This is a genomic window from Acidimicrobiales bacterium, from assembly GCA_034521975.1.
GTDB lineage: Bacteria > Actinomycetota > Acidimicrobiia > Acidimicrobiales > SKKL01 > SKKL01.
In genome coordinates, this window is the sequence record JAXHLR010000002.1 from 266,810 (window position 1) to 282,989 (window position 16,180).

General features: G+C 69.9%; 16 protein-coding genes. 14 read left to right on the forward strand and 2 right to left on the reverse strand.

The window, feature by feature from the left end; genetic code table 11:
• Nucleotides 1–17: 17 nt before the first annotated feature.
• Nucleotides 18–881 (reverse strand): universal stress protein, encoded by an 864-nt coding sequence (locus U5K29_01460; protein MDZ7677201.1) that lies wholly within the window; start codon nt 879–881, stop codon nt 18–20.
• A 108-nt stretch (nt 882–989) separates the two neighbouring features.
• Here U5K29_01460 and hisS point away from each other — a divergent pair, with 108 nt between their 5' ends.
• Both hisS and aspS read left to right on the forward strand, forming a co-directional pair.
• Nucleotides 990–2,249, forward strand: a complete 1,260-nt coding sequence (hisS, locus tag U5K29_01465; protein ID MDZ7677202.1) for a histidine--tRNA ligase — start codon at nt 990–992, stop codon at nt 2,247–2,249.
• The gene (gene aspS / locus U5K29_01470) at nt 2,246–4,003 is read left to right on the forward strand and encodes an aspartate--tRNA ligase (protein MDZ7677203.1); all 1,758 of its coding nucleotides are present in this window, start codon (nt 2,246–2,248) and stop codon (nt 4,001–4,003) included. Before hisS ends, aspS begins: the two co-directional genes overlap by 4 nt.
• Nucleotides 4,004–4,024: 21 nt before the next feature.
• On the opposite strand, the gene U5K29_01475 is transcribed toward aspS, so the two are convergent.
• Nucleotides 4,025–4,690, reverse strand: a complete 666-nt coding sequence (locus U5K29_01475) for a hypothetical protein (protein ID MDZ7677204.1) — start codon at nt 4,688–4,690, stop codon at nt 4,025–4,027.
• Between the two features lie 83 nt (nt 4,691–4,773).
• On the opposite strand from U5K29_01475, the gene U5K29_01480 reads away from it, so the two are divergent.
• From U5K29_01480 to U5K29_01535, 12 genes are all read left to right on the forward strand, one after another.
• A complete protein-coding gene (locus U5K29_01480) occupies nt 4,774–6,114 on the forward strand; it encodes a replication-associated recombination protein A (GenBank protein ID MDZ7677205.1) in 1,341 nt (446 codons plus the stop codon).
• Complete coding sequence (locus U5K29_01485) at nt 6,111–6,467, forward strand: hypothetical protein (GenBank protein MDZ7677206.1); 357 nt, start codon at nt 6,111–6,113, stop codon at nt 6,465–6,467. Before U5K29_01480 ends, U5K29_01485 begins: the two co-directional genes overlap by 4 nt.
• Before the next feature lie 2 nt (nt 6,468–6,469).
• Nucleotides 6,470–6,712 carry a hypothetical protein gene (locus U5K29_01490; protein MDZ7677207.1) on the forward strand — a complete coding sequence of 81 codons (243 nt, stop codon included), beginning with the start codon at nt 6,470–6,472 and terminating at the stop codon, nt 6,710–6,712.
• A 12-nt stretch (nt 6,713–6,724) separates the two neighbouring features.
• Nucleotides 6,725–9,307, forward strand: a complete 2,583-nt coding sequence (alaS, locus tag U5K29_01495) for an alanine--tRNA ligase (protein ID MDZ7677208.1) — start codon at nt 6,725–6,727, stop codon at nt 9,305–9,307.
• Complete coding sequence (ruvX, locus tag U5K29_01500; protein ID MDZ7677209.1) at nt 9,304–9,735, forward strand: Holliday junction resolvase RuvX; 432 nt, start codon at nt 9,304–9,306, stop codon at nt 9,733–9,735. The genes alaS and ruvX overlap by 4 nt, the downstream gene beginning before the upstream one ends.
• Entirely contained in the window at nt 9,732–10,991 is a 1,260-nt protein-coding gene (gene mltG / locus U5K29_01505) for an endolytic transglycosylase MltG (GenBank protein ID MDZ7677210.1), read from the forward strand. Before ruvX ends, mltG begins: the two co-directional genes overlap by 4 nt.
• An 8-nt stretch (nt 10,992–10,999) precedes the next feature.
• Nucleotides 11,000–11,842 (forward strand): shikimate dehydrogenase, encoded by an 843-nt coding sequence (gene aroE, locus U5K29_01510; protein ID MDZ7677211.1) that lies wholly within the window; start codon nt 11,000–11,002, stop codon nt 11,840–11,842.
• Between the two features lie 108 nt (nt 11,843–11,950).
• Nucleotides 11,951–13,258, forward strand: coding sequence for a DUF4388 domain-containing protein (locus U5K29_01515; protein ID MDZ7677212.1), 1,308 nt, complete (start codon nt 11,951–11,953; stop codon nt 13,256–13,258).
• A gap of 64 nt (nt 13,259–13,322) precedes the next feature.
• Nucleotides 13,323–14,135 (forward strand): A24 family peptidase, encoded by an 813-nt coding sequence (locus U5K29_01520; protein ID MDZ7677213.1) that lies wholly within the window; start codon nt 13,323–13,325, stop codon nt 14,133–14,135.
• 38 nt (nt 14,136–14,173) lie between these two features.
• Complete coding sequence (locus U5K29_01525) at nt 14,174–14,707, forward strand: shikimate kinase (protein MDZ7677214.1); 534 nt, start codon at nt 14,174–14,176, stop codon at nt 14,705–14,707.
• Nucleotides 14,704–15,714: a 3-dehydroquinate synthase family protein gene (locus U5K29_01530; GenBank protein MDZ7677215.1), complete on the forward strand. Its 1,011-nt coding sequence runs from the start codon at nt 14,704–14,706 to the stop codon at nt 15,712–15,714. Before U5K29_01525 ends, U5K29_01530 begins: the two co-directional genes overlap by 4 nt.
• Nucleotides 15,711–16,154: a type II 3-dehydroquinate dehydratase gene (locus U5K29_01535; protein MDZ7677216.1), complete on the forward strand. Its 444-nt coding sequence runs from the start codon at nt 15,711–15,713 to the stop codon at nt 16,152–16,154. The genes U5K29_01530 and U5K29_01535 overlap by 4 nt, the downstream gene beginning before the upstream one ends.
• Nucleotides 16,155–16,180: the final 26 nt, after the last annotated feature.

Consider the following 16,180-nt stretch of genomic DNA (forward strand, 5'->3'; position numbering starts at 1 on the left):
ACCGGGCCGGAACGCCCTCAGCGCACCACGGCGAGGGGGATCGTGGTGTGAGAGGCGAGATAGGAGGCCACCGGCCCCAGGTCCTTGTTGACCGTCCCGGCACCGAGGGCACCGACGACCAGCAGGTCGGCGTGGTGTTCGGCCGCCGTGTCGGGCAGCATCCGGCGGGGATCGCCGTCGACGATCAGCGCCTCGGAGACCTCGTGCCGGCTGAGTGCCTCCTCGCGCTGGGCCGCCATCTGCTCGTCGACCGCCGAACGGATGCTGAGGGTGACATCGGCAGGCAGATGCGCTCGCTCGATGTCGAAGACGTGGATGGTGGTCACCGAGGCGCCGGTGTCTCCGGCGAGACCGATCGCCAGGTCGAGGGCCCGTTTCGAGAGCTCGGAGTCGTCGACGCCGACCGCGATCGAGGACAGTGTCGACTCGGCGGTGGTCCGTTCGGGGCCGGGGACCATCACCACCGGGCATGGTGCGTGTTCCAAGCAGTGGCGACTCACCGACCCGAGTCGGAGACCGGCGAAGCCGCCATGGCCCCGCGAGCCGACCACGAGCATCCTGGGTCGGGTCTCGGCGGCATGGTTGATCAACGCAGTCGCTGCCGGGCCTCGGAGGACCTCGCTGGTGACGGGGATCCCATCGGGGAGGCTCGAGCTCACGAGCTCCCGTAGCGCGGACTCGACCTCCTGGTCGACCTCCTCGGGTGTGTGCGAGGTGAGGCGGCTCCACGGAAGCGGGATCGTGCTCGGGTACTCCCAGGTCTGCACGACCCGGAGCGGAAGTCCGAGCCCGGCGGCCCACCGCAGCGCGGCCTGAGAGGATTCGGAACCGTCGACGGCGACGACGACGTCGGTGGGCTGGGTGCTCGGAACTGTAGCCATGGTTGGAGCCTACGGATCGCCCCGGCATGCTCCAAGGGTCCAACGTCTCCTTCGCCGGGTCGACAACCGGTTCGGAGGGCGGGCGGGCCGACCGGTAGCCTCGCCGCCGTGGCCAGTCCATCCTTCAGCGCCCCCAAGGGCACCCGCGACATACTCGCCCCCGAATCGGGACGCTGGGCGGCGCTGATCGCTCGGTTCGCCGTGCTGGCCGAACAGGCGGGCTATGGCCTGGTGATCAGCCCCATGTTCGAGGATCTCGAGGTCTTCCAGCGGGTGGGCGAGTCGACCGACATCGTCACCAAGGAGATGTACGACTTCGAGGACAAGGGAGGCCGCCGCATCGCCCTGAGGCCCGAGGGTACCGCCTCGGTCGTGCGGGCCTTCGTGCAGCACCGGCCCACCGAGGTCCCCTGGAAGGCCTGGTACGTGGCGCCCAACTTCCGGTACGAACGCCCCCAGGCCGGGCGCTACCGTCAGCACCACCAGCTGGGGGTCGAGGCCTTGGGCAGCGCTGATCCCGACGTCGACGTCGAGGTCATGGCCCTCCAGGCCGACTTCTACCGTTCGCTCGGGCTGACCGAGGTCGAGCTCATCGTGAACTCGATGGGTTCGACCGAGGACCGCGCCGGCTACAGCCGCCGTCTCGGAGCCTGGCTCGAGGATCGGGTCGACCAGCTCGATCCGGCCGACCGGGCCACCGTTGCCACCAACCCCATGCGCGTGCTCGACTCCAAGCGCCCCACGACCAGGGCCGTCACCGACGAGGCACCCCAGACCGTCGATGGGCTCTCGCCCGATGCCGCCGCCCACTTCGAACAGGTGCTGGCCGGTCTCGACGACCTCGGGATCGGGTACCGGATCGAGCCGCGCCTGGTTCGGGGTCTCGACTACTACACCCACACCACCTTCGAGTTCGCGGCCAACGCCCTCGACTCGGCCCAGAACGCCATCGGTGGCGGTGGGCGCTACGACGGGCTGGCCGAGGCGCTCGGTGGGCCCGCCACCCCGGGTGTTGGCTTCGGCTCGGGCATCGAGCGGATCCTGCTGGCGTGCGAGGCCGAGGGCGTGTTCCGCGATCCAGCCGAGCAGGCCCGGGTGTTCGTGGTCGACGTGGTCGACGGCACCCACGCCCGACGGATCACCACCGAGCTGCGCCGGGCCGGCATCGCGGCGGACCGGGTCTTCGACGGGCGCTCCATGAAGTCCCAGATGAAGGCCGCCGACCGCTCGGGCGCGGCGTTGGCGCTGATCATCGGCGAGGATGAAGCCGCGGCCGGCGAGATCACCGTGCGCGACCTGCGCCACGGTGGAGACCAGGAACGAGTCGCGACCGACGATCTCGTCGACGACTTGAGGAAGAGACTGTGACCGATACACCGACATCCACCACCCCCATGCGATCCGACATGTGCGGACGGCTCGGCACCGCCGACGTCGGCCGGCAGGTCGCACTCTGCGGGTGGGTCGCCCGCCGCCGCGAGCACGGCGAGCACCTGGCCTTCGTCGACCTGCGCGACCACACCGGTGTGGTGCAGTGCGTGGTCGACAACGCGCACGACCTGCGCTCGGAATACGTGCTGCGCATCACCGGAACCGTGCGGCACCGGCCCGAGGGAACCACCAACCCCAACCTGGCCACCGGCGAGGTCGAGGTCGGCGACTGCAGCGTCGAGGTCCTCTCGACCGCCGAACCACCGCCGTTCTCGGTCGACGAGCGGCTCGACACCGACGAGACGGTGCGCCTGCGCCACCGCTATGTCGATCTGCGCCGCGACCGGATGCAGCGGAACCTCCGGCTGCGCGCCACGGTCAACAGCGCGATCCGGGGCGCGATGGAAGAGCAGGGCTTCGTCGAGATCGAGACCCCCATGCTCATCGCCTCCACCCCCGAGGGCGCTCGCGACTTCGTGGTGCCGTCGCGATTGAAGCCGGGGTCCTTCTACGCCCTCCCCCAGAGTCCGCAGCTGTTCAAGCAGCTGTGCATGGTCGGCGGCATCGATCGCTACTACCAGATCGCCCGCTGCCTGCGCGACGAGGACCTCCGAGCCGACCGCCAGTTCGAGTTCATGCAGCTCGACGCCGAGGCCAGCTTCGCCACCCAGGAAGAGGTGCTGGAGTTCATCACCCATGCGGTGTCCGCCGCGGTCGAGGCGGTCACCGGCGAGCGCCCCGGCGAGGTGCCCCACATGACCTGGCACGACGCCATGGAGCGATTCGGCAGCGACAAGCCCGACATCCGGTTCGGTATGGAGCTGGTCGAGCTCACCCCGACGTTCGCCGACACGGAGTTCAACGCGTTCGCGGCCGACTGTGTCAAGGGCATCCGGGTGCCGGGTGGTGCCGACCGCACCCGCAAGCAGCTCGACGACCTCACCGAGACCGCAAAGCGGTTCGGCGCCAAGGGCCTGGTGTGGATGAAGGTCGAACCCGACCGCACCCTCACCTCACCGGTCGCCAAGTTCTTGAGCGAGGCCGAGTTGGGGTCGATCGCCGACACCCTCGACGCCGAACCGGCTGATCTGTTGCTGCTCGTGGCCGACCAACGCCGCACCGTGCAGCACGTGCTGGGTCTGCTCCGCCTCGAGCTCGGGCGACCGCCGGTGAACGAGGGTGGTCTGCAGTTCCTGTGGGTCGTCGACTTCCCGCTGTTCGAGGGGCTCGGCGACGACGGGTCACCGATCCCCGCCCACCACCCGTTCACCATGCCCCACCCCGACGACCAGCACCTGCTCGACGCCACCGGCGAGGCGCTGCTCGCTGTCCGCTCTCAGGCCTACGACCTGGTGGTCAACGGCTGGGAGCTCGGTTCGGGCAGCGTCCGTATCCATCGCTCCGACGTCCAGCAGCAGATCTTCGCGCTGCTCGGCATCACCGAGGACGAGGCCAGAGCCAAGTTCGGGTTCCTGCTCGAGGCGTTCCGCTACGGTGCCCCACCCCACGCCGGGTTCGCCTTCGGGATCGACCGGCTCGTGGCGATCCTCGCGGGGGAGGAGAACATCCGCGAGGTGATCGCCTTCCCCAAGACCCAGTCGGGGGGCGATCCGCTCACCGAGGCACCGAGCCCCATCGACCCTGCCCAACTCGACGAGCTGGGCCTGCGGCTGCTGCCGCCGCAGACCTAGCCCTCGGCTGACCGGGCCGGGTCAGCCGACCCGCAGCTCGACCACCACGCTCCCTTCGAGGGCGGTGGGGAAGCGGGCCACCCCCGCCTCGGTCGCCCCGGGTCCGTCGGGGTGGATGTCGATCAGCACGCGGCCTCGTGGGCCACTCGCGACGAGGTGCATCATCGACACGTGCTCGATGTCATAGCCCAGACGCTCGAGCTCGTCGATCATCCCGGTGCGGACCACCTCGGCGCTGGCCTTCTCCGTGGCCACGATCACGTGGGTGGCGACGTCGACCCGGGCATCGAGCTGGGTCAACGGCACCAGCTCGTGGGGCAAGGTGATGCCCGCCAGCAGCTCGGGCAGGGTGGGTGCGCCGGTGGGGATGCCGGGCGTGTCGGCGGGAGGTGGGACGTGCCCGGTCGAGGGTGGCGTCTCTTCGTCGTGGTCGCCGGTTGGGGGTGAGTCTTGAACGGGCTCAGGGGATGCCGCCTGAGGATCAAGCCGGAACGTCTCGTCACCGGGCTCGGGGGGTGGAGGTGCGGGCCACTCCTTGTCGAGCAGGCCACCCGAGGACGCCGGCGCGGGCCCGACATCGGATCCACCGGCGAGCTTGGCCCGGCGACTCCTGACCCGCCGGATCACGAAGATGACCAGCGAGACCACGACCCAGGTCCAGAACAGGACGACGACCCACTGCGGCATGGACAGATGGTGGCACGTCAGCGCGCTTGACTCGCGGAGCATCCGCCGCGCGGCAGTGCTGCTGGGGTCGCTACCCTCGGTCCGTGGCCGACGACCTCTTTGCCGCCGCGGCATCGCAGCGACTCGCCGCCCGCGCTCCGCTGGCGGCGAGGCTCCGGCCCCGCAGCCTCGACGAGGTGGTCGGCCAGCACCATCTGCTGGCACCCGGGGCGCCGCTGCGCACCCTGATCGAGCAGGACCGCATCTCGTCGGTGATCCTCTGGGGGCCACCAGGGACCGGCAAGACCACCCTGGCCCGGCTCATCGCCGACACCACCAGCAACGCCTTCGAGCAGCTCAGCGCCGTGTCGGCATCGGTCAAGGATGTCCGCGAGGTGATCGCCAAGGCCGAGGAACGGCTCGGCCAGCACGGGCACCGCACCATCTTGTTCCTGGACGAGGTTCACCGGTTCAACAAGGCGCAACAGGATGCCCTGCTGCCCTCGGTCGAGTCGGGCCTGCTCACCCTGGTGGCCGCGACCACCGAGAACCCCTACTTCGAGGTCAACCCGCCACTGCTGTCGCGCTCCACGCTGTTCCGGCTCGAAACCCTCGACCGCGACGCCACCCTCGACCTGTTGACCCGGGGCCTCGCGGCCGAGGAGGCCACCGCGGACCGGGACGCGCTCGACCACCTCGCCGACCAGGTGTCGGGCGACGGGCGACAGGCCCTCACCGCCCTCGAGGTGGCGGTCGCCCTGGCGGCAGGGGGCGACGCTGGTCCCGCTCACGTCGAGCTCTCCCATGCGGAGGCGGCGGTGGCCACCAAGGCCCTGCGCTACGGGCGCGACGCCCACTACGACGTCATCAGCGCCTTCATCAAGAGCATCAGGGGCTCGGACCCCGACGCCGGCCTCTACTGGCTGGCTCGCATGCTCGACGCGGGCGAGGACGCACGCTTCATCGCCCGGCGCCTGGTGATCCTCGCCTCCGAGGACATCGGCATGGCCGACTCCACCAGCCTCGTGGTCGCCAACGCCGCAGCCCGCGCCGTCGAGTTCGTCGGGCTGCCCGAGGCCCAGCTCAACCTGGCCCACGCCGTGGTCCATCTGGCCACTGCTGCGAAGTCGAACCGGGTGACGATGGCGCTCGGACGGGCCAAGGCCGACGCGCAACGGGGCGGTGACGATGCCGTGCCGGTTCACCTGCGCGACTCGCACTACCAGGGGGCAACGGTGCTCGGGCACGGCCGGGGCTACGACTATCCTCACGACGACCCGCGGGGATGGGTGCCACAGCAGCACCGGCCCCCCGGTCTCGACGGTGTCGTGTACTACGAGCCGTCATCGCACGGAGCCGAACAGGAGATCGCCACCCGGATGGCCACGCGAACCACAGAAGCCTCCAGCGGCCACCTACCGGACGACCAGGATCGCTCCTCGTGAGCGCCGCCGATCTGGCCGCGGTCATCGTCGCCATCGCCGCCATCGTGGCGCTGGTGGTGCTGCTCTTTGCCGTCGTGTCGATCATCTCCACTCTGCGGTCGCTGCGCGACACGATCGAAGCCATCAGGGTCGACGCCGTACCCGCGGTCGCCGACCTGCGACGGGCAGCCGGAGCGGCCAACCAACAGCTCGACCGGGTCGACGAGCTGCTCGACACCGCCGAATCGGTCTCCACCACCGTCGACTCGGCCTCGAAGCTCACCTACCTGGTGGTGTCCAACCCGGTCATCAAGGTCGTCGCCTTCGGCGCGGGCGCCGGACGAGCCATGCGCCGTCTGCGTCGAGGGAGATGACGATGTTTCGTCGACTCTTCTGGCTCGTCGCCGGGGCTGCGTTCGGGTTCGGGATCTCCTTTTGGCTCATGCGGGCGGTGCGCCAGACCGCGGCCCGCTACACACCGGCGGGCATCGGCGAGAACCTGTCCGATGCCATACGTCAGCTCGGCACCGACCTCCGCGAGGCAGCGGCCGAGGGGCGTGCCGCCATGGCCGAGACCGAAGAACGGATGCGGGCCGAGATCGCCGGTCCCCGTCGGTAGGCTGGTCGGATCATGAGAGCCACCGAGCTTCGTCGCGCCTACACCGACTTCTTCACCGCTCGCGACCACACCGCGGTGCCGTCGTCGAGTCTCATCCCCACCCACCCCAGCGCGCCCATGTTCACCAACTCGGGCATGATGCAGTTCGTGCCGTACTTCCTCGGCGAGGAACCGGTGCCCTTCTCGCCCAAGCGTGCGGTGTCGGTGCAGAAGTGCGTGCGTGCGGGCGGCAAGCACAACGATCTCGACGCCATCGGTCGCTCGTTGCGGCACCTCAGCTTCTTCGAGATGCTGGGCAACTTCAGCTTCGGTGACTACTTCAAAGCCGACGCCATCGTCTGGGCCCACGAGTTCGTGACCGAGGTGCTCGGCATCGATCCCGGCCAGATGTGGATCACCGTCCACGTCGACGACGACGAGGCCGAAGAGCTCTGGGTCGACGCTGCCGGGTTCCCCCACGAGCGCATCCAGCGCCTCGACAAGGACAACTTCTGGGAGATGGGCGACACCGGTCCCTGCGGTCCCAGCTCCGAGATGTTCTTCGACTCCGGGCCCGAGTGGGGCCCCGACGGCGGTCCGGCGAACCCGGCCGCCGAGCAGCGCTTCGTCGAGTTCTGGAACCTGGTGTTCCCCCAGTACTTCCGCCAGCCCGACGCCAGCCTCACCGACCTCGAGGCCACGGGCATCGACACCGGCGCCGGACTCGAACGGATCCTGGGCGTGATCGACGGCTCGCCCAGCCTCTATGTCGCCGATTCGCTCAGCGCGCTCATCGACGAGGCCCAAGGGGTCACCGGCACCCGACTCGGCTCGAGCGATCTCGGCGACATCGGCCTGCGCCTGCTCGCCGACCACACCCGCACGATGTCGTTCCTCATCGCCGACGGCATCGTCCCCTCCAACGAGGACCGCGGCTACGTGCTGCGGCGCATCATCCGCCGGGCCATCCGCTTCGCCTACCTGCTGGGGGTCGAGCGACCGGTCTGTCCACCGCTGGTCGAGCGCTGCATCGACATCATGGGCGACGACTACCCCGAGCTCGTCGACGGCCGCGACCTGGTGCTCGGAATCGTCAGCCGCGAGGAGGACCGGTTCCGCCAGACGCTGCGCACCGGCTCGCAAACCCTCGACACCGCGCTCGACGAGCTCCCCGAGGGCGGCGAGCTTCCGGGCGCGGTGGCCTTCCAGCTCCACGACACCTACGGCTTCCCCCTCGAGGTCACCCAGGAGGTGGCCGAACTGAAGGGGTTCACCGTCGACCAGGCAGGGTTCGACGCAGCCATGGCCGAGCAGCGGAACCGGGCCAAGGCCGCCCGCAAGGGCGGGGGAGTAGCCGCAGGGGAAGAGGCCGCGGAGCACCAGCGCCTCCTCAACGAGCACGGGCCCACCACCTTCACCGGCCGCGACGAGGTCGAATCCGCCGCGACCGTCATCGCCAGGATCGGCGACGAGCTCGTGCTCGATCGGACCCCCTTCTACGCCGAGTCGGGTGGTCAGGTGGGCGACACGGGTCGGATCACCTCACCCACCGGCACCGCCGAGGTGCTCGACACCACCTACGCCCTGCCCGGCTTGCCCCGCCACCACGTCCGGATGCTCGAAGGAGACATCGAGGTCGGCCAGTCGGTCACCGCCACCATCGACGCCGAGCGACGGGCCAGGATCAAGCGCAACCACACCGGCACCCACATCCTGCACTGGGCCCTTCGCGAGGTCCTCGGCGACCACGTCAAGCAGCAGGGGTCGCTGGTCGCTCCCGACCGCCTGCGCTTCGACTTCAGCCACTTCGACGCCCTCACCCCCGAACAGATCACCGCCATCGAAGACCTCGCCAACGTCGAGATCCTCGGCAACGCCCCCGTTCGCCACTTCGAGACCTCCAAGGCCGAAGCCGAACGGCTCGGTGCCATCGCGTTCTTCGGTGAGAAGTACGGCGACACCGTCCGGGTCCTCGAAGCCGGCGAGCACTCCATCGAGCTGTGCGGCGGCACCCACGTGCACGCCTTGGGCGACATCGGCCCGATCAAGATCATCAGCGAGAGCTCCATCGGCTCCAACATCCGCCGCATCGAAGCGATCACCGGTACCGGGCCGATCGAGCGACTGCGTCACGAGGAGCAGCTGCTCGACCAGGCCTCCGACCTGGTCGGCACCGGCCCCGACGAGGTGGTCGAGGGGATCGAGAAGCGGTTGGGCGAGCTCAAGGATCTCCGTGACGAGGTCAAGGCCCTGCGCCGCCAGGTGGCCCGGGGAGAGGCCAGCACGCTGGCCGCCGATGCCGTCGACGGCGTGGTGGTGGTTCGGCGCGACGACCTCAGCCGCGACGAGCTGCGCGACCTTGCCGTCGCCATCCGCGAGCAGCCCGAGGTCCGCGGGGCGATCCTCGGCAGCGCGCCCGAATCGGGTGGCGTCGCCATCGTTGCCGCAGTTGCCCCCGACAGCGGCCTGCACGCCTCCGAGCTGATCGGCCCTGCCGCCAAGATGGTCGGCGGTGGCACGGGCAAGAACGCCGAGCTGGCGGTGGCCGGTGGGCGCGACCCCGACCGGCTCGATGAGGCACTCGATCTGGTCCGCGAGTCGGTCAACGGGGCATGAGCCGAGCCCTCGGCATCGACCTGGGCACCAAGCGGATCGGCGTCGCGGTCAGTTCGGGAACCCTGGCCACCCCCTACGAGGTGGTCGTTCGCTCGGGTGACCGCTCCCGCGACCATGCTCGGATCGCCGAACTGGCCGTCGAGACCGGTGCCGAGGTCGTGGTGGTGGGGATGCCGCTCTCGCTGGACGGAACGATGGGTCCGGCCGCACGAGCGGCTGAAGCCGAGATCGCCGAACTGGCCGACACCCTCGAGGTCCCCGTCGCGGCCTACGATGAGCGCTTGACCACCGTGACCGCCGACCGGCAGCTCATGGGCCAGAACCTCGGCGCCGGTGCCCGCCGCCAGGTCGTCGACAAGGTCGCGGCATCGGTGATGCTGCAGGCCTGGCTCGATGCCGGTCCCCCCTCCGAGGGCGACCGACCGTGACCGATCCCCGCCTGTTCGACCAGGACACCGCCACCGAAGTCCGCGACACCCCGGGGTCAGGGGACGAGCCCCACGGCGAGCGTCCGCCGGTCGGGGCGAGCCGTCCTCCCGATGCCTATCCGCCGCCCGACGAACCCGCAGTCCACCCCGGTGCCGGATCGGGCCCACCGCTCGATGCCCGCGAGTACGTGCGGGTCGGTCAACCTCCTGGCCCCATCCGCAAGGTGTTGTTCACCACGCTCGGCGTGCTGATCGTCCTCGGTGTCCTGGTCGGCAGCGCCGGCCTGTGGATCCAACGCCAGATCAACCCCACAGGCGGCCCCGGCGATGCGCTGAGCATCACGATCCCCAGCGGGTCCACCGTCGACGACATCGCCAGCCAGCTTGCCGAGGAAGGTGTGGTCTCGAACCCCACGGTGTTCCGCTACTACCTCCGCTGGAAGCGGATCGACTCCTTCCAGGCCGGCGAGTACACGCTGGTGGAGAACTCCGCGTTCGGCGATGTCATCGACACGCTGGCCGCCGGTCCGGCACCCCCGGAGACCGACCGCTTCACCGTCCCCGAGGGGCTCACCCTCGACGAGATCACCGAGCTGCTCGACGAGGACGTCCCGGGATTCGACGCCGACGAGGTGTCGGGTGCCCTCATCCGGATGGAGAGCCCGTGGCGACCGGGCAACATCGACAGCTGGGAGGGACTCCTCTTCCCCGACACCTACGAGTACAACACCGACGACAACACCCAAGAGATCCTCCAGCGCATGAAGGATCAGTTCGACCAGGTGGCTCGATCCGTCGGGTTGGACCCCTGGATGAACATCGATCCCGCCACTCTCGCCAACACCGGTCTCACGGCCTACGACCACATCATCATCGCCTCGATGATCGAGGAGGAGGCCCGCCTCTCCGAGGAGCACGCGATGATGTCCCGGGTGATCCACAACCGCTTGGCGCTGGGCATGAACCTCGGCATCGACGCCACGGTGCTCTATGCGCGGGGACCCGAGCGCGACGGCCCGCTCACCGATGCCGACCTCGCCATCGACTCGCCCTACAACACCCGTCTCAACCCCGGGTTGCCGCCGACGCCGATCGCCGCCCCCAGCCGCAGCGCGCTCGACGCCGCGCTGCACCCGGCCGAGGGGCCATGGCTCTACTACGTGCTGGCGGGCGAGGACGGCAGTCACTTCTTCACCGACGACTACGACGAGTTCCTGCGGGTCCGCGACGAGTCGCGGGCCGCCGGCCTCTTCTGAGGGGGGCCATGGGCAGCCCGCGCCGGATCGGCGCCACCACCCAGCTCGCCGCGGTCATCGGGCACCCGGTGCGACACTCGCTGTCCCCTGTGCTGCACAACGCTGCCTTTGATGCGCTCGGGCTCGACTGGGTCTATCTCGCCCTCGAGGTCGCACCCGACCGGGGTGAGGCCGCGGTGCGGGCTGTCGCTGCGCTCGGCCTCCGTGGCCTGTCGGTCACGATGCCCCACAAGGATGCCGCCGCAGCCGCGGTCGACGAGCTGTCACCGGTGGCGGCAACGCTGGGTGCGGTGAACTGCGTCGTCAACCGTGACGGCGTGCTCGTGGGCGAGAACACCGACGGCGACGGGTTGGTCGCCTCCCTGCGCACCGATCACGGGATCGACCCCCACGGCATGCGATGCGTGGTGATCGGAGCCGGGGGAGCGGCGCGCTCGGTGATCCTGGCTCTGGCCGAAGCCGGAGCCAGCGAGGTCGGGGTGGTCAACCGGACCCACGCGCGGGGCCTCCAGGCCGCGGCGCTGGCCGGCGGGGCGGGCAGGGTCGTCGCCGCCGATGCCGTCGCCGCCGCCGACCTCGTCGTCAACGCCACGCCCATCGGTATGGTGTCGGGGTCGCCCGAGGCGCCCGCGATCCCCCTCGACCCCACCTTGCTCGGTCCGGGTCAGGTGGTGGCCGACCTGGTCGTCCACCCGCTCCGGACCCGCCTGCTCGACGAGGCCGAACGACGGGGAGCGATGGCGGTCCCAGGGTTGGGGATGTTGGTGCACCAGGCCGGCCTCGCGTTCAGCCTCTGGACGGGCCATCCGGCACCGATCGAGGCCATGTGGCAGGCTGTGAAGCCTGGTTGACTGCACCAGGACGTCGAGTGGATCGACGCGACTTTCGGGCGCGAAACGTGAAGTTCTCGGGCTCACATGCCGATGAGGAGACGAAGCAGAACGGGTACGGAGGTCCACGTGGCTCTGCAAGGAACACTCGAAACGTTCGCACTGGCCGATGTGCTCCGACTCCTCGCGTCCACCAAGAAGACGGGCGTGTTGCGCATCGACGGTGATCGTGGCAACGGCAGCCTCTCGGTGGTCGACGGTGAGCTGGTGGGGGCGTCGGCGACCGGAGCCCCGCGTGCCGAACGGCCGGGAGAGGTCCTGTTCGAGCTTCTGCGCTACGGCGATGGGTCGTTCGTCTTCGACAGCGACATCGAGGTCACCAGCCAGGGCGAACACCAGGAGAACGTCGAAGAAGCGCTGGCCGATGCCGAGGAGCAGCTCCGGGAGTGGCGCGAGATCGAGGCGGTGGTGCCATCTCCCACCCGGCTCGTGACCTTGGACCCCGAGCGCGGCGAGGAGCAGATCACCCTGACCGCTCCACAGTGGAAGGCGGTCGTCGCCCTCGGCGACGGCTGCACGACCGAGGTCCTCTCCGAGCGCCTTGGCATCTCCGAGCTTCCCGCCTCCCGCGTCGTTCGCGACCTGGTCGAGCTCGGCGCGGCCAGGGTCGGCGAGGAGGAGCTTCGCACCACGACCCAGCCCGAACCGCCCGCCGACGCGGGCTCCGAGCCCGACACCACATCCGAATCAGCAGCGGTCATCGACCTGGCCCCGGTGGCGCCGACCGAATCGGTCGCACCCGACGACAGTGAGGCCCCTGCCGCAGCCGCGGCGGACACCGGCATCTCCTTCGCCGACACCGAGTCGCTGATCGCTCCGACGCCCGAGTCGTCACCGCCGCCGCCACCGCCGCCACCGCCACCTTCTGGCACCGACGGGCCGTTGCTCAGCACCGATGCCTCCGGGTCCGGTCCTTCAGCAGCCTTCGCCCCGCCGCCGACCGATGCCGCCGAGTCGAACCAGGCCGCCTTCGCCCCGCCACCACCACCCGCTGCACCCACCGCCGAGGATCCCATCGCCGGCTGGAACGATGACCCCGACGACGACGGCCTCTCGAGCTTCCACAGCGACGAGGAGTCGGTTCCGTTGTTCGGAGCGTCCGAGGAGGCCCCCGGGCCCGATGATCCGTTCGGCCCCGACCCGTTCCAGATCCCCACGTTCGGCTCGCCCGAGGACGCCCGCGAGGCCGAAGAGGCCTCGGAGATGGCTCGCCAGCTGGCCAACCTCAGCCCCCGGGCCCAGCAAGCGGTGGCTGCCGCAGCCTCGGCCGACACCGACGAGGAGCGCGAGCAGGCCATCGCCCGGGCCCAGGACGCCTCGGGTGAACCCATCAACCGAAACCTGTTGTTGAAGTACCTCTCGTCGGTCGACGAGTAGCCCACCAGCTGCGTCGAAACGGCCAGCTCGGGCACGCGCGCCACAACCACTAGGGTCCTCCGGCGTGAGCGGGATCGTCACCATCCTGGCGGCGGTGCTGGGTCTGATGATCGGTCCGGTGCTACGACGGGCGATCGACCAGGTGCCCGGGCGCCAGCCGCTGTTCAGCCGACCGGGGCACGAGTTGGTGCCGATCCGATCCTGGCTCGATGCCGAACCGGCAGGGACGGCCGTGCTGGTCGGGTCTCCTGACGACCGTGACGACGGCACCGCCGAGATCGCGATGCGCCGGTGGCGGGCGCCGGCGGTCGATCTCGGGACGGCGGTGGTGCTCGCCGTGCTCGCCCACCGAATCGGCTGGACCCCGGCGTTGCCCGCGTTCCTCGTGTTCGGCGCTGCCCTCGTGGTGGCCACGGTCATCGACATCGACCACTACCGGATCCCCGATCGCGTCGTCTTCCCGGCGTTGGCGGTCACGGTTCCCGTGCTCGGGGCGGCCGCGCTGATCGACAGCGTTACGGGAGCCTTCGTCGCCGCCGTGGTTGGAGCGGTGGCCTACTTCGCGTTCTTGTTCGTGTTCTTCTTCGTCTGGCCGCGGGGGATGGGCTTCGGCGACGTGAAGCTGGCGCTGATTCTCGGTCTGCACCTCGGCTGGGCGGGGTCGCTCGTCACCATCGACGGCCAACCGGTCCATCGAGGCATCGAATGGGGGCTGCAGCTGGTCCTGATGGGCGCGCTGGCGGGCAGCCTGCTCGGCGCAGCGATCGGTCTGGCCGTGCTCATGGTGCTCGGCCGAAAGGGGGCGTTCCCGTTCGGACCTGCCCTGTGTCTCGGTGCGTTGCTGGCCGTGGTGTTCAGCGGCCAGGTCCTGAACTGAAGCTCCCGAGTGCCAGGGGCATGGGTAAGGTTCCAGCGATGGCGAGCACTTCGATCTCGGGCCACCTGGCACTCGTGGGGCTGATGGGCACCGGAAAGTCCTCGGTCGGCCGGATCCTGGCCGAGCGCATGGGTCGCGAGCTGATCGACACCGACGATCTGGTCCAAGGCGTCACCGGCCGCTCGATCGGCGAGCTGTTCGCCGGCGAGGGTGAGGCGGCGTTCCGTCGCTACGAGCTGGACTCGCTCCACCGCTCGCTGACCCGGACCGAGCCCGTGGTCGTAGCGACCGGGGGAGGGGTGGTGCTCACGCCCGATGCCCGTCTGGCCCTCGGACGCGACGCCACGGTGGTGTGGCTGAGGGCCGATCCCGGGATGCTCGCTCAGCGCCTCGACGGCGATCGGCGCCGTCCGCTCCTCTCGGGCCACGATCCACTGGCGACGCTCCGTGACCTGCACGACCACCGGGCACCGCTGTACGCGGAGGTGGCCGACGTCGTCGTCGACATCGGGCACCGCAGCGCCGACGAGGTGGCCGACGAGGTGCTGGGCGTGCTGGGCTGGCAGCCATGATCACCGTCCCCATCCGCCTCGCCGACCGCTCCTATGACGTGGTCGTCGGCCGCGGTGCGCGCAGCGATCTGCCATCGCTCATACCGCCGTCGGCGCGCCGAGCGGCGATCGTCACCCAGGACCACCTCGACATCGTGGTCGACCCCGGCATCGAGCACCGGCGATTCACCATCGGCGACGGCGAGGCGGCCAAGGATCTGCACACGGTCGAGTCGCTGTGCAGCCAGTTCGCCGCATGGGGGCTCACCCGCACCGATGTCGTGGTCGCGGTCGGTGGTGGGCTCGTGACCGACGTTGCCGGGTTCGCCGCTGCGGTCTATCACCGGGGCATCGCCGTGGTGCACGTCGCCACCACGCTGTTGGGCCAGATCGATGCCGCCATCGGGGGCAAGACCGGGGTCAACCTGCCCGAGGGCAAGAACCTCGTCGGTGCCTTCTGGCAGCCATCGGGGGTCATCTGCGACACCGAGCTGCTCGACACGCTGCCACCTCGCGAGCTGCGCAGCGGGCTCGGCGAGCTGGCCAAGTACCACTTCCTCGGCGGGGGCGATCTCGACGCCCTCGACCTCGACGAGCGGGTCGCTCGCTGTGTCGAGATCAAGGCCGACATCGTCGCGTCCGACGAGCGGGAGTCGGGGCGGCGGGCGACGCTCAACTACGGCCACACGCTCGGCCACGCGGTGGAGATCGCCACCGAGTTCGACCTCCGCCACGGTGAAGCGGTGGCCATCGGCCTGGTCTACGCGGCCGAGCTCGCCCGCCGTCTCGGGCGCATCGACGCCGACCGCGTCGCCGAGCACCGCCGCGTGGTGGCTGCCTACGACCTGCCCCAGGACCTTCCCGGGGCGCTGGAGGACGACGAGCTCATGTACCTGCTCGCCCGCGACAAGAAGGCACTCGACGGTCTCACCTTCGTGCTCGACGGTCCCGACGGGATCGAGGTGGTCGCCGACGTCAAACCGGCGCTCGTCCGCGAGACGTTGGCCGCGATCAGGAGGTCGTCGTGAGCCGTTCCACCGTGTTGATCCTCTCGGGTGCCAACCTGGCGATCCTGGGTGAGCGCCAACCCGAGATCTACGGCACCACCACCCTCGATCAGCTCATCGACCTGGCCGAGCGACGGGCAGCGACCCACGATCTCGACGTGGAGCACCACCAGAGCAATCACGAGGGAGACCTGGTCGACACCATTCTCGCCGCCAGGGGCAGGGTCGGAGCGATCATCGTCAACCCCGGTGCGTTCACCCACTACGCCTGGTCGATCCACGACGCGCTCGCTGCGTTCGACGGTCCCGTGATCGAGGTGCACCTGTCGAACCCCAACGCCCGCGAGCCGTGGCGGCACACCTCGGTCGTGTCGCCGGTCGCGGCCGGGACCATCGCCGGACTGGGGTCGCTCGGCTACGAGATGGCCGTCGATGCCGTCGCCGCGCTGCTCGAGCCGTGACCACCACCTCGTGGCCTGCGCCGAAC

Coding starts and splice junctions, on each gene's coding strand:
- U5K29_01525 (MDZ7677214.1), top strand. CDS start 14,174: ATGGCGAGCACTTCGATCTCGGGCCACCTGGCACTCGTGGGGCTGATG.
- U5K29_01530 (MDZ7677215.1), top strand. CDS start 14,704: ATGATCACCGTCCCCATCCGCCTCGCCGACCGCTCCTATGACGTGGTC.
- aroE (MDZ7677211.1), top strand. CDS start 11,000: ATGGGCAGCCCGCGCCGGATCGGCGCCACCACCCAGCTCGCCGCGGTC.
- ruvX (MDZ7677209.1), top strand. CDS start 9,304: ATGAGCCGAGCCCTCGGCATCGACCTGGGCACCAAGCGGATCGGCGTC.
- alaS (MDZ7677208.1), top strand. CDS start 6,725: ATGAGAGCCACCGAGCTTCGTCGCGCCTACACCGACTTCTTCACCGCT.
- U5K29_01460 (MDZ7677201.1), bottom strand. CDS start 881: ATGGCTACAGTTCCGAGCACCCAGCCCACCGACGTCGTCGTCGCCGTC.
- U5K29_01475 (MDZ7677204.1), bottom strand. CDS start 4,690: ATGCCGCAGTGGGTCGTCGTCCTGTTCTGGACCTGGGTCGTGGTCTCG.
- U5K29_01490 (MDZ7677207.1), top strand. CDS start 6,470: ATGTTTCGTCGACTCTTCTGGCTCGTCGCCGGGGCTGCGTTCGGGTTC.